Annotated in this window: 21 protein-coding genes; 10 read left to right on the top strand and 11 right to left on the bottom strand. The window is 67.2% G+C overall.

Features of this window, described 5'->3' with window-relative positions:
- Positions 1 to 20 precede the first annotated feature (20 nt).
- Positions 21 to 374 carry a hypothetical protein gene (locus tag C1O66_RS13450; RefSeq protein ID WP_102768347.1) on the bottom strand — a complete coding sequence of 118 codons (354 nt, stop codon included), beginning with the start codon at positions 372 to 374 and terminating at the stop codon, positions 21 to 23.
- Positions 375 to 724: 350 nt separating this feature from the next.
- Between C1O66_RS13450 and C1O66_RS13445 the strand changes: the two genes are divergently transcribed.
- On the top strand, positions 725 to 1,978 hold the full coding sequence (locus C1O66_RS13445) for a glutamate-5-semialdehyde dehydrogenase (protein ID WP_102769640.1): 1,254 nt from the start codon (positions 725 to 727) through the stop codon (positions 1,976 to 1,978).
- A gap of 2 nt (positions 1,979 to 1,980) precedes the next feature.
- Complete coding sequence (locus C1O66_RS13440) at positions 1,981 to 4,821, top strand: serine/threonine-protein kinase (protein WP_102768346.1); 2,841 nt, start codon at positions 1,981 to 1,983, stop codon at positions 4,819 to 4,821.
- Between the two features lie 21 nt (positions 4,822 to 4,842).
- Here C1O66_RS13440 and C1O66_RS24095 read toward each other — a convergent pair whose 3' ends face one another.
- Together C1O66_RS24095 and C1O66_RS13430 are read right to left on the bottom strand one after the other, a co-directional pair.
- Positions 4,843 to 5,565, bottom strand: coding sequence for a PEP-CTERM sorting domain-containing protein (locus C1O66_RS24095; RefSeq protein WP_243392792.1), 723 nt, complete (start codon positions 5,563 to 5,565; stop codon positions 4,843 to 4,845).
- A 129-nt stretch (positions 5,566 to 5,694) separates the two neighbouring features.
- Positions 5,695 to 7,293, bottom strand: a complete 1,599-nt coding sequence (locus C1O66_RS13430; protein WP_102768345.1) for a DUF4139 domain-containing protein — start codon at positions 7,291 to 7,293, stop codon at positions 5,695 to 5,697.
- 141 nt (positions 7,294 to 7,434) lie between these two features.
- Here C1O66_RS13430 and queC point away from each other — a divergent pair, with 141 nt between their 5' ends.
- Entirely contained in the window at positions 7,435 to 8,172 is a 738-nt protein-coding gene (queC, locus tag C1O66_RS13425) for a 7-cyano-7-deazaguanine synthase QueC (RefSeq protein WP_102768344.1), read from the top strand.
- A 2-nt stretch (positions 8,173 to 8,174) separates the two neighbouring features.
- Positions 8,175 to 8,738, top strand: coding sequence for a LemA family protein (locus tag C1O66_RS13420; protein WP_102768343.1), 564 nt, complete (start codon positions 8,175 to 8,177; stop codon positions 8,736 to 8,738).
- 128 nt (positions 8,739 to 8,866) lie between these two features.
- On the opposite strand, the gene C1O66_RS13415 is transcribed toward C1O66_RS13420, so the two are convergent.
- The 4 genes from C1O66_RS13415 to C1O66_RS13400 all read right to left on the bottom strand — a co-directional run bounded on the left by C1O66_RS13415 (position 8,867) and on the right by C1O66_RS13400 (position 12,526).
- Positions 8,867 to 9,148 carry an HU family DNA-binding protein gene (locus C1O66_RS13415; RefSeq protein WP_102768342.1) on the bottom strand — a complete coding sequence of 94 codons (282 nt, stop codon included), beginning with the start codon at positions 9,146 to 9,148 and terminating at the stop codon, positions 8,867 to 8,869.
- 181 nt (positions 9,149 to 9,329) lie between these two features.
- A complete protein-coding gene (locus C1O66_RS13410; protein WP_102768341.1) occupies positions 9,330 to 10,112 on the bottom strand; it encodes a LytR/AlgR family response regulator transcription factor in 783 nt (260 codons plus the stop codon).
- Entirely contained in the window at positions 10,109 to 11,182 is a 1,074-nt protein-coding gene (locus tag C1O66_RS13405; RefSeq protein ID WP_165794601.1) for a sensor histidine kinase, read from the bottom strand. Before C1O66_RS13405 ends, C1O66_RS13410 begins: the two co-directional genes overlap by 4 nt.
- 105 nt (positions 11,183 to 11,287) lie before the next feature.
- Positions 11,288 to 12,526, bottom strand: a complete 1,239-nt coding sequence (locus tag C1O66_RS13400) for a CaiB/BaiF CoA transferase family protein (protein WP_102769639.1) — start codon at positions 12,524 to 12,526, stop codon at positions 11,288 to 11,290.
- A gap of 209 nt (positions 12,527 to 12,735) precedes the next feature.
- Between C1O66_RS13400 and C1O66_RS13395 the strand changes: the two genes are divergently transcribed.
- The 4 genes from C1O66_RS13395 to C1O66_RS13380 all read left to right on the top strand — a co-directional run bounded on the left by C1O66_RS13395 (position 12,736) and on the right by C1O66_RS13380 (position 17,060).
- Positions 12,736 to 13,311: a DUF7010 family protein gene (locus tag C1O66_RS13395; RefSeq protein WP_102768339.1), complete on the top strand. Its 576-nt coding sequence runs from the start codon at positions 12,736 to 12,738 to the stop codon at positions 13,309 to 13,311.
- Positions 13,312 to 13,411: 100 nt separating this feature from the next.
- Positions 13,412 to 14,401 (top strand): 2-dehydropantoate 2-reductase, encoded by a 990-nt coding sequence (locus tag C1O66_RS13390; protein WP_102768338.1) that lies wholly within the window; start codon positions 13,412 to 13,414, stop codon positions 14,399 to 14,401.
- A 230-nt stretch (positions 14,402 to 14,631) separates the two neighbouring features.
- On the top strand, positions 14,632 to 16,194 hold the full coding sequence (locus tag C1O66_RS13385; protein ID WP_102768337.1) for a methyl-accepting chemotaxis protein: 1,563 nt from the start codon (positions 14,632 to 14,634) through the stop codon (positions 16,192 to 16,194).
- A 44-nt stretch (positions 16,195 to 16,238) separates the two neighbouring features.
- Positions 16,239 to 17,060 (top strand): substrate-binding periplasmic protein, encoded by an 822-nt coding sequence (locus tag C1O66_RS13380; RefSeq protein WP_165794600.1) that lies wholly within the window; start codon positions 16,239 to 16,241, stop codon positions 17,058 to 17,060.
- 38 nt (positions 17,061 to 17,098) lie between these two features.
- Here the strand turns inward: C1O66_RS13380 and C1O66_RS13375 are convergent, their stop codons facing one another.
- Positions 17,099 to 18,868 carry an ABC transporter ATP-binding protein gene (locus C1O66_RS13375; RefSeq protein ID WP_102768335.1) on the bottom strand — a complete coding sequence of 590 codons (1,770 nt, stop codon included), beginning with the start codon at positions 18,866 to 18,868 and terminating at the stop codon, positions 17,099 to 17,101.
- Positions 18,869 to 18,903: 35 nt separating this feature from the next.
- Positions 18,904 to 19,458, bottom strand: coding sequence for a GNAT family N-acetyltransferase (locus C1O66_RS13370; RefSeq protein WP_102768334.1), 555 nt, complete (start codon positions 19,456 to 19,458; stop codon positions 18,904 to 18,906).
- 134 nt (positions 19,459 to 19,592) lie between these two features.
- Between C1O66_RS13370 and C1O66_RS13365 the strand changes: the two genes are divergently transcribed.
- Positions 19,593 to 20,837 carry a glycerophosphodiester phosphodiesterase gene (locus tag C1O66_RS13365; protein ID WP_102768333.1) on the top strand — a complete coding sequence of 415 codons (1,245 nt, stop codon included), beginning with the start codon at positions 19,593 to 19,595 and terminating at the stop codon, positions 20,835 to 20,837.
- A gap of 202 nt (positions 20,838 to 21,039) precedes the next feature.
- Here C1O66_RS13365 and C1O66_RS13360 read toward each other — a convergent pair whose 3' ends face one another.
- Both C1O66_RS13360 and folE read right to left on the bottom strand, forming a co-directional pair.
- A complete protein-coding gene (locus tag C1O66_RS13360) occupies positions 21,040 to 21,462 on the bottom strand; it encodes a BLUF domain-containing protein (RefSeq protein ID WP_102768332.1) in 423 nt (140 codons plus the stop codon).
- Positions 21,463 to 21,522: 60 nt separating this feature from the next.
- Entirely contained in the window at positions 21,523 to 22,251 is a 729-nt protein-coding gene (gene folE / locus C1O66_RS13355) for a GTP cyclohydrolase I (protein WP_102768331.1), read from the bottom strand.
- Between the two features lie 111 nt (positions 22,252 to 22,362).
- Between folE and rsmB the strand changes: the two genes are divergently transcribed.
- Complete coding sequence (rsmB, locus tag C1O66_RS13350; RefSeq protein WP_243392791.1) at positions 22,363 to 23,814, top strand: 16S rRNA (cytosine(967)-C(5))-methyltransferase RsmB; 1,452 nt, start codon at positions 22,363 to 22,365, stop codon at positions 23,812 to 23,814.
- The last annotated feature ends 50 nt before the right edge of the window (positions 23,815 to 23,864 follow it).

Genomic DNA, 23,864 nt, shown 5'->3' with positions numbered 1-23,864 from the left:
GCCGGTGGAAGCGCTGTTGCTCAGCGATTGGGCAGGAGGTTCAGGTGGAAGGCCAGGGTCTTTTCCTGATCGCTCTTGCAGCCGGCTTGGCGCAGCGCTGACTGCAAACGTGCCCGCACTTCGATGGGCGTGTTTTCCTGGCGAACCTGGCTGATGCTGTCGCCCTTGACGGTGAACTCGACGCGCGCCAGCGATGCCTCCATCAGCTTGCGGGTGTCACGTTCCAGGGCCTGCTGCAGCTTCTGATCGATCTGCGGGCAGGCTTGGCGAACGGGGCCCAGTTCGTCCTGGCCGGGTACGGCCGCTTGAGCGCCGAAGGCTGCGAGAGCGAGTGCGGACAGAGCGATGCGTGCGGTGGCGGTGACAGTCTTCATGGTGTGGCCTCTTTGCGTTAGGTGCCGACGCCGGCACGGGGTGGTGAGTCGATGGCTTCAATGTAGGAAAGCAAGCGACCGGGCGACAGCGGCCTGCGATGAAGTCCAATATTTGGGCGACGATCTGCAAGCCAGCCCGCATGAACTGCTGCCGGTACAAGATGAAATTTGATGGTCGTTGCAATTCGGGTAGACCCGGGTGCGAGAGGCGCGCGCGCCGGCTGTGAGGAATGGCATGGGTGTCGATGGAACCTACCTGAAACTGCCGCGTCCGGCACATCGCGGAGAATGGCGCCATGAGCTCGACCCTGCCTTCTCCCGATCTGGCCGCCCAGGATTTGCCCCTCTACATGAGGGCGGTGGGCCAGGCCGCCCGCCAGGCTTCGCGCCGCATGGCTGCCGCCTCCACCGCCGCCAAGAACCAGGCCTTGCTGAGCCTGGCCCGCCGCCTGCGCGAAGCCGGCCCGGCCCTGGCTTCTGCCAACGCCCGTGACCTGAAAGCCGCTGCCGCCGCCGGCCTGGACGGCCCCATGCTGGACCGCCTGAAGCTGAGCCCCGAGGTGATCGAGACCGTGGCCCAGGGCTGCGAGCAGATCGCCGCCATGCCCGACCCGGTCGGTGAGATCAGCGGCCTCAAGCGCCGCCCCAGCGGCATCAGCGTGGGCCAGATGCGCGTGCCCCTGGGCGTGTTCGGCATGATTTACGAGAGCCGCCCCAACGTCACCATCGAGGCGGCCTCCCTGGCCATCAAGAGCGGCAATGCCTGCATCCTGCGCGGCGGCTCCGAGGCGATCCATTCCAACCTCGCCCTGGCCGAGCTGGTGGCGGCCGCCCTGCGCGAGGCCGGCCTGCCGCCCGAGGGCGTGCAGCTGATCGCCAGCACCGACCGCACCGCCGTGGGCCTGCTGATTACGGCGCCCGAGCATGTGGATGTGATCATCCCGCGTGGCGGCAAGGGCTTGATCGAGCGCATCAGCGCCGAGTCCAAGGTGCCGGTCATCAAGCATCTCGACGGCAACTGCCACTGCTATGTCGACGCCGAGGTCGATTTCGACCTGGCCCTGACCGTGGTCATGAACGCCAAGACGCAGAAGTACAGCCCCTGCAATGCCACCGAGTCTCTGCTGGTCCATGCCGAGAGCGCTTCGGATTTCCTGCCCCATATCGGCGCCCTGTTGGCCGAGAAGGGGGTGGAGATGCGCGGCTGCTCGCGCAGCCTGGCCTTGCTGGGCCCCATCCCGGGCGCCGTGATCAAGCCGGCGACCGAAGCCGACTGGAGCGAGGAGTATCTGGCGCCCATCCTCAGCATCAAGGTGGTGGACAGCCTCGATGAGGCCATCGAACACATCAACCGCTACGGCTCGCACCACACCGACGCCATCCTCACCAGCAACCATGGCCATGCCATGCGTTTCCTGCGCGAGGTCGATTCAGCCAGCGTCATGGTCAATGCCAGCACGCGCTTTGCCGATGGCTTTGAGTACGGCCTGGGCGCCGAGATCGGCATCTCCACCGACAAGCTCCATGCCCGTGGCCCGGTGGGACTGGAAGGCCTGAGCTCGCTCAAATGGGTGGTGCTGGGCCAGGGCGAAGTGCGCCGCTGAGCATGGGCGACAGCGCCCGCCACACCGAACTGAACCAGCTGCTGCGCCAGGCGCAAGGCCTGGCCGAGGCTGAGCGCGGCCCCTGGTTGGCGGCGCTGGCCGCGCGCGATGCCGCCCTGGCCGCCGAGCTCGCGCAGCGCTTGATCCAGCAGGCCGAGACCCAGTTTCCTGCAGCCGCTGGGCCCGTGCCCTTCAGCGCCATGCCGGTGCTGGACGAGAGGCAGCAAGCGCCTTCACTGAGTGGCCAGCGTATGGGGGCTTGGCAGCTGCTGCGCAAGATCGGCGAGGGCGGCATGGGCCAGGTCTGGCTGGCGCGGCGGGCCGATGGCTTGTACGAGCAGGAGGCCGTGGTCAAGCTGTTGCGCAGTGATTTGCAGCAGGCGCCGCTGTCCCAGCGTTTCGCGCGCGAGCGGGCCGTGCTTGCCCGGCTCAAGCATCCCGGCATTGCGCGCCTGCTCGATGCTGGCATGGCGGACGGTGTGCCCTATCTGGTGCTGGAGTACGTGGCCGGCCGCACGCTCAGCGAGCATGTGCGGGCCGAATGCCCCACGGTCGCCTCACGGGTGGCCTTGCTGATCCGCGTGGCCCAGGCGGTCGAGCATGCCCATGCCCAGTTGGTGGTGCACCGCGACCTCAAGCCTTCGAACGTGATGGTCGGCGCCGAGGGCGACAGCCGGGGCGAGGTCAAGGTGCTGGACTTCGGCATTGCGGGTCTGCTGGATGAAGAGGATCCAGGCCACCTGACCCGCGTAAGCGGCCGTGGCCTGACCTTGTCGTATGCCGCACCCGAGCAGCTCAGCGGCACGCCGGTCGGCGTGGCGGCCGATGTCTACTCGCTCGGCGTGCTGTTGTTCGAGATGCTGTCCGGCCGCCTGCCCTTTTACAACGCCGGCAGCAGCCGCACGGCCATCGAGCATGCTTTGCTGCACCAGGACGCGCCGCGGCTCGGGCCCTTGCTGGCCCAGGCTTTGGCCGAAGATGCGCCGGAGGGCGCCCGCCCGCTCGACGCCGAGCGCGCCCGCGGCGACCTGGAGGCCATCGTCGCCAAGGCCTTGCGCAAGCTGCCCGAGGAGCGCTACCCGGCCGTGAGCGCCTTGGTCGAAGACCTGACGCGCTGGCTCCAGCATCGCCCGGTCAGCGCCCGCCGCGAGGACTGGCGCCATCGCCTGCGGCTCTGGATGCGCCGCAATGCCCTGGCTGCCTCGCTGTCGGGCGGTCTGGCCGTGGCCGTGCTGCTGGGCCTGGGCGTCAGCCTGGATCAATGGCGCCGCGCGCAGGCGGCGGCCCATGAATCCGATCAGGTGACGCTGTACCTGACGGATCTGCTGGGCAGTGCCAGCCCCGATGTCCATGGCGGGCAGGCGCCCACGGTCATGGATCTGCTGGAGAAAAGCCGCAGCGAGATCGCAGGCAAATTCCAGGACCAGCCCCGCATCAAGGCGCGCCTGCTGGCCACACTGGCCGAAACCTACGGCGCCCTGGACCGCTACGACCTGGCCGCACCGCTGGCGCGTGAGTGGGTGGCGCTGATGGTTCAGCCCTACGGGGAAGACGACGAGCGCACCGTGGCGGCCCATATCAAGCTGGCCCAAATTTATGTGCCGACGGGCCCGCACGATTTGGTGGTGGCCGAGCTGGAGCCTCTGCGCGAGCGCGTGGCGCGCTTGCATGGCCCCAAATCCGATCCCATGCGCGAGCTCTACTACGCGCTGGCCAATGGTTATATGAAGACTGGCCGCCTGGCCGAGGCCAAGCTGGCCTTGGATCAAGCCGGCGAGTTGGTGCGGCTGCTCTACCCGGAGGGCCACTTCTATCGAACCTTCCACCACATGGTGGAGGCGGTCCGCCTGTCCGGAGAGGGGCGCATCAGCGAGGCCCTCGCCCAGCTGCGCCTGACCGAGCCGGCCTTGCAGAATCCGCCCAAGGAGAACCTGCGCCATGTGCTGGCCATCCGGCGCAACATCCTGACCATGGAGATCCGTGCGGGCTTGTACGACGGTGTGGAGGCGCGTGCGCAGGCCTTGGGCGAGGAGATGGACCGGCTGCATGGTCGGGGCAATTCCATGCGCGCCTTCATGTACCCGGAGATTGCGCGTTACCACCACGACCGCGCTGAGTACGCGCAGGCCCTGGCCGCCCGTCTGGCCTTCAACACCCAAGGCAATGGCGCACCCTTCAATGCCCGGACGGCGGCCAAGGCCTCGCTGTTGCTGGCGCGCGCCCAGGCGGGGGAGTCGCCCGCGACCACCTTGCGCCAGGATGCCCGCGCCCTGCTGGAGGAAGTGGACCGGGTGCGTGAGCAGATGGGTGTGAGCCGGGCCGAGGCCTGGCTGGCCCTGGCGCGCAGCGGCCTGGTGCTGGGTGACCTGGATTTGGCGGCGGATGCTGTCGCCCGCCTGCGCGGCGATGCCGACCTGCATCTGGAGCGCGACCTGTGGCTGGAGAGCCGCATCGCCCAGGTCGAGGGTGCGCTGCTGCGCGCCCGCGGCGATCTGGCCGGCAGCCGCCGCCTGCTGGAGCGCCGTGTGGCCTTGCTGGAGACCAGCCCGGACCGCCAGCTGCCGCCGCTCTGGCAGGCTCGCCTCGACCTGGCGCTGACCCTGGTGATGATGGGCGCCCCCGATGCGGCCGCCGCGCTGGCCGCAGCGCGCGAGGCCCGCCCGCCGCAAATGCCGGCCGGTCATCCTTTCGATGCCTTGCAGTCGCTGATGCAAGCGCAGCTGGATGCACCGGCCAGCGACAGCCCCGCCGCCCGCCAGGCGCGGAGCGCATTGAAAGCGGGCCTGCAAAAAAACGCCGCCCATCCGCCCGAGATTCGGGAGGACCTGGGCGGCTGGTTCTGAGCCCGTGGTCTGGGGCCGAGCTCAGGCCGTGGCGCGGCGGCGGCGGGCCAGGCCCAGCACACCGGCCAGGCCGAGGCCCATCAAGGCATAGCTGCTGGGCTCGGGCACGGCGGTGACGGTGCGGGTGAAGCCGCAAGTGGCCCAGTCACCACTCTCGCAGCTCGATGCGATGACGGGCTGGTTGGCGGAATACAGCGTTCGGCCCAGGGCATCCACGCCGGTGTACTGCAGCGTCATCGAGGTCTGGTAGAGATTGACGGTGCCTTCCGGTGCGCCACCTGCCTTCGGCGTGAAGCGGCCAAACAGGTAGTCGTAGCTTTGGCCGGGGGCCAGATTGAAGTGATTCTGGTAGGTGGGCCCCGGCAGTTGCGGGTTGTAAATCGTGGCGAATTGGAAGTCGTAGCCCATGAACTCGCTGCCCGACACCGTCATCGAGGCGCTGATGAAGACACTGTCAATCCGCGCAAAAGTGGCCGGGGTGTTGGTGCCTGTGATCGGGTCGTGGTAGACGCCTTCGGGCGACAAATCTCCGGGCGAAATGCCCGTGAGTGGATAGCTGGAGAAGGTGAACGCCGGGGAGTCTGCGTCCAGCGTAAGCCGAACCCAGATGTCAATGGCCTCGGTCGTGCTGACCGTGCCCTTGGGCTGCAAGAACGTCAGGCTGCCTCGGGGCAGCTCGGCCCAGGCCGCGTGGCTCGCCATGAGGCAGGCAGCGGCAATCAACTTGAAGGTGTGCGTTTTCATGGGTTCCTCCCCCCGGACTTTGATACGAGCGAGTGTCTCCGGAGCGAATTGCCGCTGTCACTCGCAGTTACCCTAGCCGCCCCGCGTATGAGGGATTCTTCACTTTTGCCTCGGGTCTGGCCTCGTGATTCAGCGCAATCCGCTCACCCGCGCGTCCTTGGGTGTGCTGATCAGATACTCGGCCGTGAAGCGCTGGCTCTGGCCAGGCGCCAATTGCAGCTGCCACGCGACCACGCCGGGCAGCTGTTTCCAGCGCTGCTGGCTCGGCTGCGGGTTGAACTGGGTTTGCACCTTGATGTCCTCATGCTGGGCCACGGGCGAGGGCTCGATCAGCTGTAGCTGGATGGGCTGGCGGTGCAGGTTCTCGACCAGGTAGGCGCGGCGGATCTTCTGCTCGTTGCGGCTGCCGATGAAGCCGCGCTCCGCCCCGTCTTTCTGCGGCGGCTCCACCGCCACGCGCAGCAGCTCGTCGCGGCCGAAGAAGAGCTCCAGCTTTTCCTCGCTGCCCAGCTGCAGCTGGCTGTTGCCGATGAAGGCCCCGTCGCGGAAGAGCTGCAGCGCGCCGGCCGGCCAGCTGCCGCTGGGGTGGTTCAGCTCGGCCAGCAGATAGGCCTGGCGGTCTTGCTGGGGCTGCACGCGAGCGAACACCTGGGCTGTCATCTTTTCGCTGCCGAGTGCGAAGCTGACGCGCTGGCCGTCGCTGCTGATGGAGACGCGCCCCGGAACCTCGAACTCCGCGGCGTACTCGCCCTGCTGAGTGCTGATGTCGAAGCTGGGAAGGGCTGGGGCTTCATCCGCGCTCCGATTCGATTTGAAGGCCGGCGCGGGCGCTGCCATGAGCGGCGCGGCCATGCGAGAACCAGTTAGTTGAAGCTCCTGAGCGGCGATCGGCGGCAGGATGTCCAGGGTCCAGGGGTAGGGCGGGGGCAGGCCGCTCTGGCTGCGCGGCGTGCTGGTGCTCAGGCGCAATTGCACGCCACTCCAATCCTCACCGCTGGTCTGCGCCACCTGGGCCAGACGCTCCAGGCGCAGCTGCTGCCCCTGGGTGTCGAGATGAGCGCGGTAGATGGGGATCCAGCCCGCTTGATTGAGGCGGTAGCTCAGGCGCAGCTCGCCGGCGCGGGCGGCCGCCAGGTTGATGCGCACGCTGCGCAGCTGCGGGTTCGCTTGAATCAGACGGTCGCGCTCTGCTTGCAGAGGGCTCAGCTTTTCGTCGAGGTCCTGTAGGCGTCGCGCGAGCTGATGTTTGCGCAGCCAAGTTTCCTGGCCGCCACGCTTGAGGGCCTCCAAGGTACTGGTGATCGGTGCTGGTGCAGACTTGCCGTCACCCGCCCCACCGTAGCTCTTGAGAAAGCCAAGGGCCAAGTCCTGCGCTTCGCTTTCGGCGTTGATGCTGGCGCGCTGGTCCTCCAGTTCTCGAATGCGGGTGTCCAGCGGGCTGCTGTGGCACTCGGGAACGCGAACACGATCCAATGTCTGGATGCTGATCTCGCCAATTTGGATGCCGGCATCGGCTTGCACTTGCAAGGAGTCCGCCTCGAAGCGGGCGGGCAGGCAGTGAATCACGAGCTCGCGCGCGCCGGCGGCCACGTTGGCCGTGCGCTGCACCGTGGCGCCGCCCGGGTAGACCAGAACCTGGCTGATGGGCGCCGATGCGGGTGCCGCCTGCGCCGCAATGGCATAGGGCAGCAGAACGCCAAGCAGGCGTGAGGCAATGGAGGTTTTCATGAGCGCTTGTCCAGGAGTGCGTGTAGCTGCGAGCTTAGCGCGGGGGGGGCGATGTCGGGCCGTTTCCTGGCGCGGGGCGACCCTGGCACACTGGTGGGCATTGTTTGCCGCCACCGTGCGGCGCTTTCCGAGTTGTCACGCATGAACCTCCCGACGCCGCCCCAAGCGCACACCGAACGCAAAGCCCTGGTCCTGTTCTCCGGCGGCCAGGATTCCACCGCCTGCCTGGCCTGGGCCCTGAATCGCTATGCCGCGGTCGAGACTTTGGGCTTTGACTATGGCCAGCGCCACCGGGTCGAGCTGGAATGCCGCCAGACCGTGCGCCGCGAGCTGGCCGCGCAGTTCCCGGCCTGGGCCGCCAAGCTGGGCGAAGACCATGTGCTGGACCTGAGCCTGCTGAGCCAGATCTCCAGTACCGCGCTGACCGAGGATCGCGCGATCGAGATGCAGGCGAATGGATTGCCCAACACCTTTGTGCCGGGCCGCAACCTGCTCTTCCTGACCTTCGCCGCCACCCTGGCCTACCGCCGCGGTGCCTCGGTGCTGGTCGGCGGCATGTGCGAGACCGATTACTCGGGCTACCCCGACTGCCGCGACAACACGCTCAAGGCCTTGCAGGTGGCCCTGAGCCTGGGCCTGGACACGCCGATGACGCTGGAAACCCCGTTGATGTTCATCACCAAGGCCCAGACCTGGGCCCTGACCGAATCGCTGGGCGGCGCTGCACTGAACGAGTTGGTGGTCGAGCACACCCACACCTGCTACCTGGGCGAGCGCAGCCAGCGCCACGCCTGGGGTTATGGCTGCGGCAGCTGCCCGGCCTGCGAGCTGCGCGCGCGCGGGCATGATGAGTTTCTTGCCTTGAAGGCCGGAGCCTGAACATGGAGCCGACCGACACGGGCTGGAGTTGGGGTTGGGCCGGCTGGGGGCTGGCCGCCATGCTGTTGTTCTGGGCCATTGGCGCCTACAACCGGGTCATGAGCTTGCGCAACGCGATCGCGGTGGCCTTTGCTCAGCTGGACACCCATATGAGCGCGCGTGCCAGCGTCTGCGCCGAATTGCTCGCTGTGCTGCGCCCGCTACTGCCCAATGAGCAGGCCACCTTCGACGCCCTGGATGCTGCCCAGCAGGAGGTGCAAACCGCCTTGCAGGCTGTGCGCGCCCGGCCCTATGCCGGTGACCCGGTCGCCAGCCTGGGTGTGGCCAGTGCCGTGCATGCCGCAGCTTTGACGCGGCTGATGTCCATGCTGGAACACCACGCCGAGCTGCGCGAGCACCCCGAACTGTTCGCCCAGGTGGACGAACTCAAGATGATCGAGCGCCAACGTTCCTTCACCCGCCAGGTCTTCAACCAGGCGGTGGGCGCCTACAACGAAGCCATCATCCAGTTCCCGACGCGGGTGCTGGCCAGCTTTTACGGCTTTCGGGAAGCGCGCTCGCTCTGAACGCGCGTGGCCTGTCGAAAGCAGCTACTGAATGCAGGAAAAAAGAGAAAGGGCGCCGTCCGATGACGAGCGCCCTTGTCTTTTCGTCGGAGCCGGCCGAAGCTGGCCCCAGCGCATTGGCTTCTTGCTTACTTCTTGACGTTCACAGCGTCTTTGAGCGCCTTGCCCGGGGTGAACTTGGGCACGGTGGCGGCCGCGATTTCCAGGGCTTCGCCGGTGGCGGGGTTCTTGCCGGTGCGGGCAGCGCGCTCGCTGACCTTGAAGTTGCCGAAGCCGAGGATGGCCACGGTGTCGCCGGCAACCAGGGCTTCGGTGATCGAGGCCAGGGTGGCGTCCAGCGTCGACGTGGCGACGGCGCGGGTCACGCCAGCCTTGGTGGCGATGCTTTCGATCAGTTCACTTTTGTTCATCAGATATCCAGTGGGTACGGAAAAGAAAATCCCTTTGCGGGGAGCGCGATTATCGTTGCGTCCGAGGGCCTGCTCGCCACAAGCCCCGAAAACAGGCGCTTGAAGCCCTGCCGCCAGCCTTTTTTGCTTGCAATTTCTGACACTTCGGCGCGTTTTTCTTCGCGGCTTCGAGGCGGCACCCTCAGCCCAGCTGGGCCCTGTGGCTGCGCGAGACCCGCAGCCTTGCACCCGAGCGCATCTGCAGCTCGGCCTCGCCGCGTGGCAGGGCACTCAGGCCCTGGACATGGGCCGGGTTGATGGCATGGCTGCGATGCACACGCACAAAGCGGCCTTGCACGCTGGCGTGGGCCAGGAAGTCTGCCAGGGTGCAGCGGTCCAGATGGCAGGCCGGCGGCGCGTGCAGCTCGATGTAGTTGTCAGCCGCGGCCACCCATTCGATCTCAGCCAGCGGCAGCTTGAAGAGGCCGCCTCCGCGCTGCGGCACCAGCCAGTGGCCGGGCACCGGCTGGATCTGCTGCAAGGCACTGAGCCAGCCCTGACGCTGAGTTTCAGCGGGTTTGGGCGCCAGCGCTGTGCGCCGCTGCCGCAGGCGCTGCACGCTTTCCGCGAGACGCTCGGGCGTGAAGGGCTTGAGCAGATAGTCCACCGCATGCAGATCAAAGGCGCGCACAGCATGCTGGTCAAAAGCGGTGCAGAACACACAGAGTGTGTCCTCGGGCAAGGCCAAAGCCAGCTCCAGCCCGCTCTGCCCCGGCATCTGGATGTCCAGGAACAGGGCATCGGGACGATGGCTGTGCACCAACTGCAGCGCCTGCTCGGCATCGCCGGCCTCCTCGGCCAGCAGGTCGACGCCGGGCTGGCTGCTCAGCAGGCGGCGCAGCTTGGCGCGGGCCGGTGGTTCGTCGTCCACGATCAAGACGCGCAGCGGCGCGGCGTCCGGCCGCGGTTCCATCCCCTCGTTCATGCGCGCTGCTCCGGCAATTCGATCTCCAGCAAGCTGCCACCGGCACCATCGGCGCTGAGGCGCACCCGGGCCGCATCGCCGTAAAGCACGCGCAGGCGCTCGCGGGTGTTGCTCAGGCCCACCGAGCCCGGGCGTTCGCTGCGTTCCGGCGCGCGCCCGCTGTTGGCCACCTGCAGGCACAGCCGACCCTCTCGCACTGCCGCGCTCACGCGCACCTGCACCAGGCCCGCACTGTGCGCCACATCGTGGGTGATGGCGTTTTCCACCGGTGCGATCAAGAGCAAGCTGGGCAGGAGGCAGACGCTGGCGGCCTCCTCCACATCCACCTGCACCTGCAGGCGTTCGCCGAAGCGGGCTTGCATGATGGCCAGATAGGGCCGCACCAGGGCCAGCTCGGCGGCCAGGGTGTGGCGGCTGTTCTCCTGCGCCGTCAGGGCCTGGCGCAACAAGGTGGCCAGATCGCAGACGATGCGGTCGGCGCGCGGCACATCCTCGTACATCACCGAGGAAATCAGGTTCAAGGTGTTGAACAAAAAGTGCGGCTGGATCTGCTCGGCCAGGCGGTTCAGGCGGGCTTCGGCCAGCTCGGTCTGCAGGCGCAGCAGGTCTTGCTCGCGCTGGCGACTGGCTTCGTGCAGCTGCAGGCCATGGCAGAGGCCGACGATGAAGCCATAGCTGACGAGGTCCTTGCCGGCCTCATAAAGCAAGATGTCCGCCGGATGGCCGGGCTCATAACTCACACCTGCGACGGCATAGACGGCAAAGCGCAGGCCGAACATGCCCGTCACATGCAGCAAGGTGTAGCCCAGCGCACCGGCCAGATGCAGTCCCAGGCTTGGCAACCAGCCCTGCTGCCGCCGGCTGCGCGCGTGCAGGCGATAGATCAAGGGCGCCAGCAGGGCGGTCAGCAAGGTGGAGCTGAGCTCCCAGAGAAAGGGCTCCCAGGGATGTTGGCCTCCGCCGGCCCGGTATTGCTGCAGCTCGGACATGCTGTGCAGCAGGCCCACGGCCAGCATCACCGCGGCAAAGCCCCAGCTGAAGCGCTGCCGGGCTGCGGCCGAAGCGGCCATGAATGGAGGCGCTGGCCTCATCGAGTTCTCCATGGCCGCACCTTACCGCAGCCGACGCCAGGCTTCACCGCAACGCGGGTCGGTTCACCCCAAGCCAGGCGCAAGTCATCCCAAATCGGCCGGTGCCGCCTCGCCCTGCACGCCCAGCACGCCCTCCCTGACCAGGGTTTCGATGGCCGCATCGGCATAGCCCAGCTCGCGCAGCAGCGCGCGGCTGTGCTGACCCAGGCGCGGCGGGTCGCGGCGCAGGCCCAGGCGCTCGCCGTCCAGGCTCAGGGGCAGCAGGGGCACGCGGGTGGCGCGGCCGTCGGGCAGGGTCATGGGGGCCAGGCCACCGGTGGCCAGCAGATGCGGGTCGTCCATCAGCTGCTCGGGCCGGGTGATGGGAGCAAAGGGCAGGCCGGCGGCCTCGAACACGGCGGCGATCTCTGCGGCCGCGCGCGGCAGCAGGCGGTGGCGCAGCTCGGGGATCAGCCACTCGCGCGCCAGCACGCGCAGATTGTTCGTCAGCAGGCGCTCATCCATCTGCAGATCAGCAAAGTCAAATGCCTGGCAGAAGGTGGCCCATTGCGTGTCGCCCACCACGGCCAGAAAGATCTGTTCGCCACCGGCCACGGTGAAGACGTCGTAAATGCCCCAGGGCGAGATGCGTTCGGGCATGGGCGCCGCCGGCTTGCCGGTGACCGCGAACTGCATCATGTGCTGGGCGACCAGGAAGATGTTGTTCTCGAACAGGCTGGACTGCACCTGCTGGCCACGCCCGGTCTGGTGGCGCTGCTGCAAGGCGGCCAGGGCACCGATGGCGCCGAACATGCCGCCCATGATGTCGTTGACGCTGCTGCCGGCACGCAGCGGGTCGCCGGGGCGGCCGGTCATATAGGCCAGGCCGCCCATCATCTGCACCACCTCGTCGAGCGCCGTGCGGTGCTCGTAGGGCCCGGGCAGAAAGCCTTTGTGCGAGACATAGATCAAGCGCTCGTTCAGGCTGCTCAAGGCCTCATAGCCCAGGCCCAGGCGCTCCATGGTGCCGCTCTTGAAGTTCTCGCTGAAGACATCAGCGCCAGCCACCAGCTTGAGCACGATCTCCAGCCCGCGCGGGTCTTTCACGTCCAGGCTGAGGCTGAGCTTGTTGCGATTGAACAGCGGGTAGAAGCCAGCGCCCGAGCCGAGCAGCTGGCGCGTGCTGTCACCGGCCAGAGGCTCGACCTTGATCACCTCGGCCCCCAGGTCCGCCAGCACCATGCCGCAGGTCGGGCCCATGACCATGTGGGTGAACTCGATCACGCGCAGGCCGCTCAATGGCAGGCGCGGCGCATCAGACACAGAAGACTCATTCATCGACATCATCGGCGAGCCCGGCGAGCCCGGCAGGGCCAACGGGGGCTGCGGAGCGTTGGACAGGGGGCCCACATTGTCGCAAGCCGGGCCACCCTTCATCGCTCTCCCGGTCTTCGCATCCCGGCAGCTGTCGATTCGTCGCCTCATTGCCACAGCGCTTCACCTCGGCCGGCACCATGGCGCCATCAACGATCCCGTCAAGCAAGGAAGACGCCATGACCGTTCACAGCCCCCTCACCGAGCAGCGCAGCCTGGAGACCCAGCGCGAGGAGTTCAGCCACCGCCGCGGCCTGGCCATGCCGCTGGCTGGCACCCTGGCTTGGGGCCTGATCGGCCTGGTCGGCGCTCTGGGCACGCCGTTTCAGGCGGTGGTGACGCTCTACATCGCAACCGGCTCGATCTTCTATCTGGGCATGGGGCTGTCGCGTCTGACCGGCGAGAACTTTTTCGCCAAAGGCCGGCCCAGGAACGAGTTCGATCGCCTCTTCATGGCCGGCATGCTGATGAGCCTGCTGGTCTTCACCATCGCCCTGCCCTGGGCCTCGCAGAACCACGAATCCCTGCCTTTGAGCTTCGGCGTGCTGGCCGGCCTGATGTGGCTGCCCTACGGCTGGATCATCCAGCACTGGATCGGTGCCTTCCACGCCATCGCCCGGGCCCTGCTCTGCGTGGGCGCCTGGTACGCCTTCCCGGCTCAACGCTTCGTGGCGATTCCGGCCGTGGTGGTGGCGGTCTACCTCATCACCATCGCCGTGCAGGAGCGGCGCTGGCGCGCCCTGCAGGCCCGCTGAACCCGGGCGGCGCCACGCAGGAATCCGGCGCCGCCCCTGTGCGAGACTGCCCACGTTGTGATTGCTGTACCGCCCTCGCTGGGTGGTTTGAGATTTGTCTATGAAGATTTGCATCGTCGGCGCGGGCGCCATCGGAGGCTGGTTCGCCGGCCATGTGGGGCAACATCTGGGTGCCGAGGTCGAACTCAGCGCCCTGGCCCGCGGCGCCACCCTGGCCGCCCTGCGTCAGCACGGTGGCCTGCGCATGGACCTGATCAGCGGCGAGCGCATCCAGGTGCCGCTGCGCGCCAGCGACAAGCCTGAGGAACTGTGCCAGCCCGACCTGATCGTGCTGGCCGTCAAAGGCCCGGCCCTGGCCAGCGTGGCGCCCGCGGTGAAGGCCTTGCTGGGCCCGCAGACGCGCGTGCTGGTGGCCATGAACGGCGTGCCCTGGTGGTTCTTCCAAGGCCTGCCCGGCGAGGCGGAGGGCTTGCGCCTGGAATCGGTGGACCCCGGCGGTGTGGTGGCCGGCCTGATCCCGGCCGATCGCGTGATCGGCTGCGTGGTGCACGCGAGCTGTGCCACGCCCGAGCCCGGCCTGGTCAAGCATGTGATGGGCACGGGGCTCATCCTCGGTGACCCGGCCGGCGGCCAGCCGGCGCACATCAGCGAGTTGGCGGCGCTGCTGTGCCGCGCGGGCTTCAACGCCACGGTGTCCGAGCGCATCCAGCGCGACATCTGGTTCAAGCTCTGGGGCAATGTGACCATGAACCCGATCTCGGCCCTGACCGGCGCCACCTGCGACCGCATCCTCGACGACGAGCTGGTGCGTGGCTTTGTGACGAATGTGATGTTGGAGGCCGCCGCCATCGGCGCGCGCATCGGCTGCGCCGTCGAGCAGACGCCCGAGCAGCGCCATGCCGTGACGCGCAAACTGGGCGCTTTCAAGACCTCGATGCTGCAGGATGTGGAAGCGGGCCGCCCGCTGGAGCTGGATGCGCTGGTCGGCGCCGTCAGCGAGATCGGCCGCCACCTGCAGCTGCCCACGCCCTTCACCGATGGCATGCTGGGCCTGACGCGCTTGATGGCGCAAACGCGCGGCCTGGCCTGAAACGAAAGCCGCGGCGCAGCGCTGCTGTCGATTGAAGTCGACACAAGCTGCAGAGCGCACCGGCGGCGCAGCGCGCGCTCAAGAGAAGGCATGTGGATGTCGATCTCAGGGTTCTGAAATGGTGTCGATGGGGCTGGGCTTGCCGCCCCTCGCGCGATAGAGTGTTCGCAGGGAGCGAGCAACACAACGAACCCCGAAGTCCGCAGCTGAGACTGCGAAGGAGACACCCCATGCTTGCTGTCGTGCAATCGATGCGCCTGAAAGCGCGCGTCCTGACGGGCTTTGCCCTGGTGATGAGCTTGTTGCTGGCCGGATCGGCGCTGGGCATCTGGCGCATCCAGCAGCTCAACGACCGGATCGACCGCCTGGTCAATGTCGACATGGAAGCCCTGGACCTGGCGCGCAGCTGGGCCGGGCTGACCGAATCGAACATCCAGCGCCGCATCATCACCATCTGGTCGGACGATGCCGATTTCGTCAAGGCCTTCACCGCCAAGTCCAAGGAAGTCAGCGCCCGGGTCGACAAGATTCAGGACGCCCTGGGCAACCTGCCCAAATCCGCGGAAAGCGAACGCATCAAGGCCCAGATCGACCAGGCCCGCAAGCGCTACCAGGAGCTGCGCGACGACATCGGCAAGCAAAGAGCCGCCGGCACCGACGTGCGCGCCCGTGTGGTGGGCGAGCTGATCCCGGCGATGGAGGCCTATCTGGAGCCCATCCACGGCTATGCCGAGCAAAGCCGCAAGGAGCTGCAACAGGCCCGCGATGTGGCCGAGGACCAGGCGCGATCGGCCTTCCGGCTGATCACCGGCCTGCTGATCGGGGCGGCCGCCTGCGGCGTCTGGATCGCCCTGTCCATCACCCGCAGCATCACCGCGCCGCTGGACCAGGCGCGCGACATGGCCGCGCGCATCGCCGAGGGCGATCTGAGCCAGGCGGTCGTCGTGCAGGGCCGCGATGAGCTGGCCGAGCTGGCCGAATCGCTGGACCAGATGCGCGCCCAGCTGGGCGCCACGATTGCCGATGTGCGCCATGTGGCCGAGCAGGTGCAGATGGCCTCCAGCGAGATCGCCAGCGGCAATATGGACCTGTCCAACCGCACCGAGCAGGCCGCCAGCAGCCTGGAGCAAACGGGGGCGGCCATGATGCAGCTGCGCGAAGGCGTGCAGGCCAATGCCCAGGCCGCGCGTCAGGCCGACGAGCTGGCCAAATCGGCTGCGGCCGTGGCCGACCGCGGCGGCGCCATGGTGCAGCAGGTGGTGGACACCATGACCGACATCCAGCAGTCCTCGGCCCGCATTGCCGACATCACCAATGTCATCGACAGCATCGCCTTTCAGACCAACATCCTGGCCTTGAATGCGGCCGTGGAAGCGGCCCGTGCCGGCGAACAGGGGCGCGGCTTCGCCGTGGTGGCCAGCGAGGTGCGGGCCCTGGCCCAGCGCTGCGCGCAGGCGGCGCGTGAGATCAAGAGCCTGATCGGCGCCTCGGCCGAGAAGGTGGAGGCCGGCGGCAAGCTGGTCAGCGCCACCGGCGCCACCATTGCCGATGCGGTGCAGAGCGTGCAGCGCGTGACCCATATCGTGGCCGAGATCTCCAGTGCCACCAGCGCCCAGGCCAGCACCCTGGGCGAGATCGGCCAGGCCGTCGGCCATCTGGACCAGATGACGCAGCAGAACGCGTCGCTGGTCGAAGAATCGGCGGCCGCGGCCGAGGGCCTGAAACAGCAGGCGCAGACCCTGGTGAACCACATGGCCAAGTTCCGCCTCGCGGCCACACGGCGGCGGGAATGATTCCCGTAGCGGCAGGGCGCCCGGCCGTCACAGTCCGTGCCTGCATGGCATGGCTGACGGCGTGGGCCTTGACGGGCAGCCTGTGCACCACGGCCCATGCCGCCCCGCACGGTGAAACCAACATCCGCTACCTCTTGCGCACGGCGGCCGAACAGGGCGGCGCGCCGAAATGGCTGCAGCATGGCCCGCAGATGCACAGCGGCTTTTGCGCGGATGTGATCGCGGCGCTGAACCAGCGCGGCTCGGGCTTGAAGATCCAGCTGGTCGAGCAGGCATTGCCGCAGAAACGCCTGCTGCAACAGGTCAAGAGCGGCGAGCTGGACCTGCTGTGCGCGCTCACCCACACCGAGGAGCGCGACCAGGATTTCGTCTTCGTGCAGCCCGAGCTCTACAACATGCCCTATGTGCTGCTGGCGCGTGCCGACGACCCGGTCGAGGTGCGCAGCTGGGAGGCGCTGCGGGCGCTCGGTGAGCAAGGCCTGGTGCTGCTCAACTACGACAGTTCACGCCTGCCCCTGCTGCAGGCCAAGGGCGGCCTGCATCTGCACGCCCGCGGGCTGACGACCGAGGCCAATCTGCGCATGCTGCTGGCCGGGCGCGGGCGCTTCTTCTACTTTCCGCTCAGCAATGCCTGGTTCGCGGTGCAGCGCATGGGCGTGCAGCACCAGGTCCGGGTGCTGCTGCCGGCGCTGCAAAGCGAGCCCTACCACCTGCTCGCCCGGCGCAATCTGCCCAAGCCCGCGCTGGACCAGCTGAGCCAGGGCCTGCAGCAGTTGCGCCAGCAGGGCGAGCTGGCACGCCTGGCCCTGAAATGGTTTGGCGCCGACCTGCCGCCCGAGCTGCGGCAGGCCTTGCCCCATCCCTGAAGCTCAACCTTGAAGTTCAGCGCGCCCTCCGGCGCCGCTCAGAGCTCGCCCGTCTGCAAGCGCCACAGCGCCGCATAGGCCCCGCCCTGCGCCAACAGCTGCTCATGCGTGCCGCTCTCGACGATGCGACCATGCTCCAGCAGATGGATGCAATGGGCTTGGCGCACGGTGGACAGGCGGTGGGCGATGACGAGCGTGGTGCGGCCCTGGCTGACCACGTTCAGCGAGCGCTGGATGGCGGCCTCGGTCTCGTTGTCGACGGCGCTGGTCGCCTCATCCAAGATCAGCAGCGGCGGGTTCTTCAAGATCGCGCGGGCCAGGGCCAGGCGCTGGCGTTGGCCGCCGCTGAGCTTCTGGCCGCGCTCGCCGACGCGGGTGGCAAAGCCCAGGGGCAGGCGGGCTATGAACTCCAGGCTTTCGCTCAGCCGCGCGGCCTCATGGATCTGCGCGTCGCTGGCCTCGGCCATGCCGTAGGCGATGTTCTCGGCGATGGTGCCGTCGGTCAGGAAGCTGTCCTGGGCGACATAGCCGATGCAGCGGCGCAGGTCCTGCAGATTCAGCTCCGAGATCGGCCGGCCATCGAACAGGATGCGGCCTTGCTGCGGTTCGTAGAAGCGCAAGAGCAGCTTGACCAGGGTGGACTTGCCCGAGCCGGTGCTGCCGACAAAGGCCACGGTCTGGCCGGCTGGCACCTCCAGATTCAGGTCCTGCAGCGTGGGCTGCTCGGCGTAGGCAAAACCCACGCCTTCGAAGCGCAGGGCCGCGCGCGCCTGCGCCACCGGGAAATGCTCGCCCTCGTAGGCAATGCGGATGGGGGTGTCCAGCAAGCCCAGGGCGCGCTGGGTGGCGGCCATGGAGCGCTGGTACATATCGGCCACCTCGGCCAGGCGGGTCATGGGCCAGAGCAGGCGCTGGGTCAGGAAGACCAGCACCGAGTAGGCGCCCACGGCCAGATCGCCGTGAATCGTCAGCCAGCCGCCGTAAACCAGGGTGGCGGTGAAGCCGGCCAGGATGCCCATGCGGATCACCGGGGTGATGGCCGAGCTCAGGCGAATCGCACGGGCGTTCGACTCCAGATAGCCCTGGCTGGCCTGGGCGATGTGATCGGCCTCCAGCTTCTCAGTGGCAAAGGCCTTGATGGTGGCCAGGCCCAGCAGGTTGTTGTTGAGCCGGGCCGAGACATCACCGGCCGCTTCGCGCACCTCGGCATAGCGCGGCGCCAGGCGCTTCTGGAACCAGAAGGTGCCGAACAAAATCGCCGGCACCGGCAGCAGGGCGATCAGGGCCAGGCCTGGCTGCAGAGCAAAGAAGACCGCGCTGACCATCAGCGAGGAACAGACCACCTGGATGATCTGGTTGGCGCCGCCGTTGAGAAAGCGTTCGAGCTGGTTGATGTCGTCGTTGAGGATAGACATCAGCGAGCCGGTGCGCTGATTTTCGAAGTAAGCCAACTCCAGCTTCTGCACATGGCCGTAGGTGTCCAGGCGCAGCTCATGCTGGATGTTCTGGGCCAGGCCGCGCCACTTCAACTCCAGCAGGAACTCGAACCAGGATTCGCCCATCCACACCACCATGTTCAGCGCACCGAGGAAGAGCAGCTGCTGCCATGTGTCGGTGATGCCCACGCCGACCAGGATGTTCTTGGCCAGAAAGCTCTGCTCGCCGCGCACCACCACATCGACCGCGGCGCCGATCAGCACCTCGGGCAGGATATCGAAGAACTTGTTGAGGATGGAGTACAGCGTGGCCGCACGGATCTCGCGGCGGTGGCCCTGGGCATAGGCAAGCAGGCGTTTCAGGGGATGCATGGGGAACTGGGCAAGGGTTGTTGATTCGAGTGGCATCAGACCGGCGCTGGCTGCAGATGCGGCGCCTCGCCGCTGCGCCACTCAAAGAGGATCTGGTCATGCCACTCACCCTGGATGCACATGCTCTGCGCCGTGCGGCCGTAGGGCGTGAAGCCATTGCGCTCCAGCACACGCACCGAGCCGAGATTGCCGGCCCGCGCCACGGCCTCGATGCGCCAAAGGCCCAGCTCGGCACGCGCCCGCTGCAGCAGTTGGGCGACGGCCCGGCTGGCGATGCCGCGGCCCTGCCAGGGTTCTCCGATGCGATAGCCGAGTTGGGCGCGGTTGAAATGCTGGCGCTGCACGGCCGTCAGATTGATGCGGCCGACGATCTCGCCGCCCAACTGCAGCACAAAGCCGTAGGCCTGATCGGCCAGGCGCTGCGCGCGTGCCTCGTCCAGCGAGGCACGCACGGCCTCCAGCCGGTAGTAGGACGGCGCGCGGGCATTGATGCGCGCTTCAAAAAAGGCGCGGTGCTGCAGTTCAAACGCCAGCAGCTGGGCCGCGTCCACGTCTTCCAGCTGGTGCCAGCTCAAGTCATCGGTGCTCATGGCGCGCACTCTAGCAAGCGCCGGGCGTGAGCCGTTCGGACCAGGGCGCAGAGCGGCTCATTTCATGGCCGCGTCATCGCCGGCTTCCATGCTGCCGGCTTCTTTCCTCTTTGCATTCTCTGGAGCTCCACCTCATGAAAGCCTCTGTCCTGAGCCTTGCCGTCCTGCTGAGCCTGGGCACTGCCCTGCCTGCCCAAGCATGGAACACCCTGAGCGGTGACGCCCCCATCGTCATCGGCCACCGTGGCGCCTCGGGCTACCGCCCCGAGCACACCCTGGAGGCCTACAGCCTGGCCATCGCCCAGGGCGCCAACTTCATCGAGCCCGATCTGGTCATGACCAAGGACGGCGAGCTGCTGGCCCGCCACGAGCCTCTGCTGGCCCGTGTGGACCTGAATGCCGATGGCAGCATCAAGCTCGTCAACGGTGCGCCGGTGCTGAACCGCACCGACAGCAGCACCAATGTCTGGGAGCTGAGCAAGTACGCCAACCGCCTGACGGTCAAGACCGTGGACGGCCAGAAGGTCGGTGGCTGGTTTGCCGAAGACTTCACGGCCGCCGAGATCCGCAGCGACATCCGCGCCCAGGAACGCCTGCGCGATCTGCGCACCGGCAACAACAGCTACAACAACCAGTTCGTGATCCCGACCCTGCAAGACGTGATCGACCTGGCCAAGGCCAAGTCCATCGAGACCGGCCGCACCATCGGTATCTATCCCGAGACCAAGCACCCGACCTACTTCAAGAACTTCACCGATGCCAACGGTCTGAAGCGCATGGAAGACAAGCTGGTCGAGACCCTGCACGCCAACTACGGCAACGACCGCAACGCGCCGGTGTTCATCCAGTCCTTCGAAGTCGGCAATCTGCAGTACATCAACGGCAAGACCGACATCCGCATCGCCCAGCTGCTCAACGGCAGCGGCCGCCCCTTTGACGACAACCGCAGCTACGCCGAACTGGCCTCCGCTGCCGGCCTGGACTTCATCAAGAGCTATGCCGATGGCGTGGGCTCCAACACCAATCTGATGATTGCCCTGGCCAATGGCAAGCTCGGTGCCCCCACCCAGCTGATCGCCAATGCCCACCAGCGCGGTCTGATCGTGCATGGCTGGACCTTCCGCGCCGAGAATGCCTTTCTGCCGAATGAATTCGACAGCAGCGCCGACCCCGCCGCTTTCGGCGACCTGACCGGCCAGATCAAGGCTTTTGTGGATCTGGGCATGGACGGCTTCTTCACCGACCAACCCGACCTCGGCGTCGCGGCCGTAGCCGCCATCGCCGCCGTGCCAGAGCCGCAGAGCTACGCCCTGATGCTCGCTGGCCTGGCCGGCATGGGCGCCTGGGTGCGCCGCCGCAAGCAGCACAAGGCGGGCTGAGTCGTCTTTACGGACCTCGGTTCATGCGAAGGGGTCTTGTTGCCCCTTTTCCATGGACTGCGGCTTCGCTGACTTGAAGAGCTCAGCGAAAGATGGCCATCTCAGCTTTTTTCTCGCCAAGCCATGTTGACCGGGACACTGTCGCAACGCAGAAGCCCATTCAAGACTTCCAGCGAGTCTCCGCTGAATGCCGAACGCCGCCTCAGCTGCAGACGATGGCGCCCGAGCTGACCAGCTCGTGGAACAGGGCCATCAAGGCGCGGCCGCTCATGCGGTAGGGGTCGAGCTTGGCGGTTTCGGAGTACTTGAGCACCAGGCCGGGGTTGAGGCGCTGCAGATTCACCTGGCCCATGGACCAGCCGGCGAATTCCCGCTCGCCCACCTCTTCGTAGCTGAGCAGGATCACGTCGTGGTGGCGGTTGTCGCTGACGATGCGCTTGTAGCGGGCGTTGATGGCATCGCGGCCGCCTTCCAGCACCTGCATGAAGATGCCGTCGGTGTAGCAGAGCAGGCCGGTGATGCCTTCGGCGGGGTTGTGCTCGCGCGACTGTTTCAGGATGGTGCTGAGCTCGGCATCGCCCATGGGGCTGTGGGCGCGGCTGGCGTAGAGAAGACGAACTAGCATGGGGAGGGCTCCGGTGGGGCTGACGCCGACGCTGTGCTCGACGTCTTCGACGGTTTCGACTTACTTCTTGCTCAGCAAGGACAGGAATTCGCGGCGCAGATTCGGGTCCTTGAGGAAGGCGCCGCGCATCACGCTGTTGGTCATCTTGGTTTCCGTGTCCTTGACCCCGCGCCAGTGCATGCAGAAGTGATCGGCTTCCATGACGATGGCCAGGCCGTCCGGCTGCACGCGTTCCTGCAACTCGTTGGCCAGCATGGTGACAGCCTCTTCCTGGATCTGCGGGCGGCTCATGATCCAGTCGCAGATGCGGGTGTACTTGGACAGGCCGATCAGGTTGGAGTGTTCGTTGGGCAGCAGGCCGATCCAGACCCGGCCCATGATGGGGCAGAGGTGGTGCGAGCAGGCGCTGCGGACGGTGATGGGGCCCACGATCATCAGCTCGTTGAGCCGGGTGAAATTCGGGAACTCGGTGACCGGCGGCATGGGCACGTAGCGGCCCTTGAAGACCTCGCGCACAAACATCTTGGCCACGCGCTTGGCGGTGTCCTGGGTGTTGTGGTCGCTGTCGGTGTCGATCACCAGGGCGCGCAGCACCTCCTGCAGCTTGGCCTGGACCTCGGCCTGGATCTCGTCCAGCTCGCCGTCCTTGATGAAATCGGCGATGTTGTCATTGGCGTGGTGGCGGCAGCCGGCGCCGACCAGGCGGTAGCGCACGCGCTCCGAGGCGGGCAGCTCGGCCAGCTCGCGCTCGTCGCGGGGAGTGGGGTTTGCAGGCAGGACGCCGGTCATGGGGTGTTCTCGCTGTTCGGTGCAATGGGGCATTGTGTCCGGATTGCAAAGTCCTTGCAGTGCCAGGTCTTGCCTGCCGGCTTGGAGGGCCTGCTCCCCTACACTGAAGCGGTGAGCCCGACTGCGAAACCATCCTCTGTTGCTTCCTCTTCCCCCGCCCCGGCCAAGCTGGCGCCACCGCTGCACAAATTGCTGCTCCAGGTGGCGGACGCCGTGCAAGCCGTGCGAGCGGGGCGTTCGCTGACCGAGCTGCTGGCGCAATGCCCGGCCGAGCTGCGTCCAGGCACCCAATCCTTGAGCTTTCATGTGTTGCGCCATCTCGGCGCGGCCGAGGCGTTGCGCGCCGTGCTGGCGCCGAAGAGCCCGCCGCCCAAGGTCGAGGGCCTGCTGCTGACGGCCCTGGCCTTGCTGTGGGATCAGGGCGGTGGCCCTGGTTCCGCACCGTATGCCGATCACACCGTCGTGGACCAGGCTGTCAGCGCGGTGCGCAAGCGCATGCCGGCCAGCGCCGGCTTCGTCAACGCGGTCTTGCGCCGCTTTTTGCGCGAACGTGCCGATCTGCAAGCCCAGGTGACCGCGGCCGAAGCCGGCACGGCCGGCGAGGTGGCTCGCTACAACCACCCTCGCTGGTGGATCGAAAAGCTGCAGGCCGATTGGCCCGAGGTCTGGGATCAGCTGCTCCTGGCCAACAACAGCCACCCGCCCATGACCTTGCGCGTCAATGCGCGCCAGGGCAGCACGGCGGAGTATTTGCAGCGCTTGCAAGCGGCCGGCATTGCCGCCCGGGTCCTGGGTCCGCTGGCGCCGCAAGCCCTGGTGCTGGAGCGCGCCGTGCCGGTCAGCAGCCTGCCGGGTTTTGCCGAGGGCGCGGTGTCGGTGCAGGATGCGGCCGCTCAACTGGCCGGACCCTTGACCGTGCTCGCCCAGGACGGCCTGCCGGCCTTGCCTGCCGGCGCGCGCGTGCTGGACGCCTGCTCGGCCCCGGGCGGCAAGACGGCGCATTTGCTGGAGCTGGCCGATCTGGATCTGCTGGCGCTGGACAGTGACGCCCAGCGACTGAGCCGGGTTCAGGACAATTTGCAGCGACTGGGCCAGCAGGCCCAGCTCAAGGCCGTGGACGCACGCGACACGGCCTCCTGGTGGGATGGACGGCTTTTCGATGCCATCCTGCTCGACGCGCCCTGCAGCGCCTCCGGCATCGTCCGCCGCCATCCCGATGTGCGCTGGCTGCGCCGGCCGAGTGATATCGCCCAACTGGCTGCCATCCAGGCGCAGTTGCTGGACGCGCTCTGGCCCCTGCTCAAACCGGGCGGGCGTCTCGTCTACGCGACGTGCTCCCTGTTCAAGGCCGAGGGGGAGCAGCAGGTCGATGCATTTTTGCAACGCCAATCCGACGCCTTGCGCCCCGCGCTGCAGGCAGTCACCGGACACCTGCTGCCGCTCGCACACAATGGGGCGCCGCCGGACGGGGCCCCGCCCGACGCATCTGCGTCAGCTTCACCAGGCACCGAGGCTTTGTTCGACGGGTTCTTCTACGCTGTGCTGAGCAAGCGGGCCGCCTGAGCCCGGCGTGCCCGGCACTCCCGCCCTGGATTCCTTGGTTCTTATCGCGC

This window comes from Paucibacter aquatile, from assembly GCF_002885975.1.
Taxonomy (GTDB): Bacteria; Pseudomonadota; Gammaproteobacteria; order Burkholderiales; family Burkholderiaceae_C; genus Paucibacter_A; species Paucibacter_A aquatilis.
Note: the sequence above shows the minus strand (reverse complement) of the source record. Positions and strands in the feature narration are given on the sequence as shown.

Excerpts from the sequence above, each read along its gene's own strand:
- C1O66_RS13360 (WP_102768332.1), bottom strand. The coding sequence starts at position 21,462 with ATGCTAGTTCGTCTTCTCTACGCCAGCCGCGCCCACAGCCCCATGGGC.
- C1O66_RS13380 (WP_165794600.1), top strand. The coding sequence starts at position 16,239 with ATGGCATGGCTGACGGCGTGGGCCTTGACGGGCAGCCTGTGCACCACG.
- C1O66_RS13405 (WP_165794601.1), bottom strand. The coding sequence starts at position 11,182 with ATGGCCGCTTCGGCCGCAGCCCGGCAGCGCTTCAGCTGGGGCTTTGCC.
- C1O66_RS13370 (WP_102768334.1), bottom strand. The coding sequence starts at position 19,458 with ATGAGCACCGATGACTTGAGCTGGCACCAGCTGGAAGACGTGGACGCG.
- folE (WP_102768331.1), bottom strand. The coding sequence starts at position 22,251 with ATGACCGGCGTCCTGCCTGCAAACCCCACTCCCCGCGACGAGCGCGAG.
- C1O66_RS13440 (WP_102768346.1), top strand. The coding sequence starts at position 1,981 with ATGGGCGACAGCGCCCGCCACACCGAACTGAACCAGCTGCTGCGCCAG.
- C1O66_RS13410 (WP_102768341.1), bottom strand. The coding sequence starts at position 10,112 with ATGAACGAGGGGATGGAACCGCGGCCGGACGCCGCGCCGCTGCGCGTC.
- queC (WP_102768344.1), top strand. The coding sequence starts at position 7,435 with ATGAACCTCCCGACGCCGCCCCAAGCGCACACCGAACGCAAAGCCCTG.
- C1O66_RS13390 (WP_102768338.1), top strand. The coding sequence starts at position 13,412 with ATGAAGATTTGCATCGTCGGCGCGGGCGCCATCGGAGGCTGGTTCGCC.
- C1O66_RS13420 (WP_102768343.1), top strand. The coding sequence starts at position 8,175 with ATGGAGCCGACCGACACGGGCTGGAGTTGGGGTTGGGCCGGCTGGGGG.
- C1O66_RS13400 (WP_102769639.1), bottom strand. The coding sequence starts at position 12,526 with ATGTCGATGAATGAGTCTTCTGTGTCTGATGCGCCGCGCCTGCCATTG.
- C1O66_RS13415 (WP_102768342.1), bottom strand. The coding sequence starts at position 9,148 with ATGAACAAAAGTGAACTGATCGAAAGCATCGCCACCAAGGCTGGCGTG.
- C1O66_RS13365 (WP_102768333.1), top strand. The coding sequence starts at position 19,593 with ATGAAAGCCTCTGTCCTGAGCCTTGCCGTCCTGCTGAGCCTGGGCACT.
- C1O66_RS13445 (WP_102769640.1), top strand. The coding sequence starts at position 725 with ATGAGGGCGGTGGGCCAGGCCGCCCGCCAGGCTTCGCGCCGCATGGCT.
- C1O66_RS13450 (WP_102768347.1), bottom strand. The coding sequence starts at position 374 with ATGAAGACTGTCACCGCCACCGCACGCATCGCTCTGTCCGCACTCGCT.
- C1O66_RS13375 (WP_102768335.1), bottom strand. The coding sequence starts at position 18,868 with ATGCATCCCCTGAAACGCCTGCTTGCCTATGCCCAGGGCCACCGCCGC.
- C1O66_RS13385 (WP_102768337.1), top strand. The coding sequence starts at position 14,632 with ATGCTTGCTGTCGTGCAATCGATGCGCCTGAAAGCGCGCGTCCTGACG.
- C1O66_RS13430 (WP_102768345.1), bottom strand. The coding sequence starts at position 7,293 with ATGAAAACCTCCATTGCCTCACGCCTGCTTGGCGTTCTGCTGCCCTAT.
- C1O66_RS24095 (WP_243392792.1), bottom strand. The coding sequence starts at position 5,565 with ATGAAAACGCACACCTTCAAGTTGATTGCCGCTGCCTGCCTCATGGCG.
- C1O66_RS13395 (WP_102768339.1), top strand. The coding sequence starts at position 12,736 with ATGACCGTTCACAGCCCCCTCACCGAGCAGCGCAGCCTGGAGACCCAG.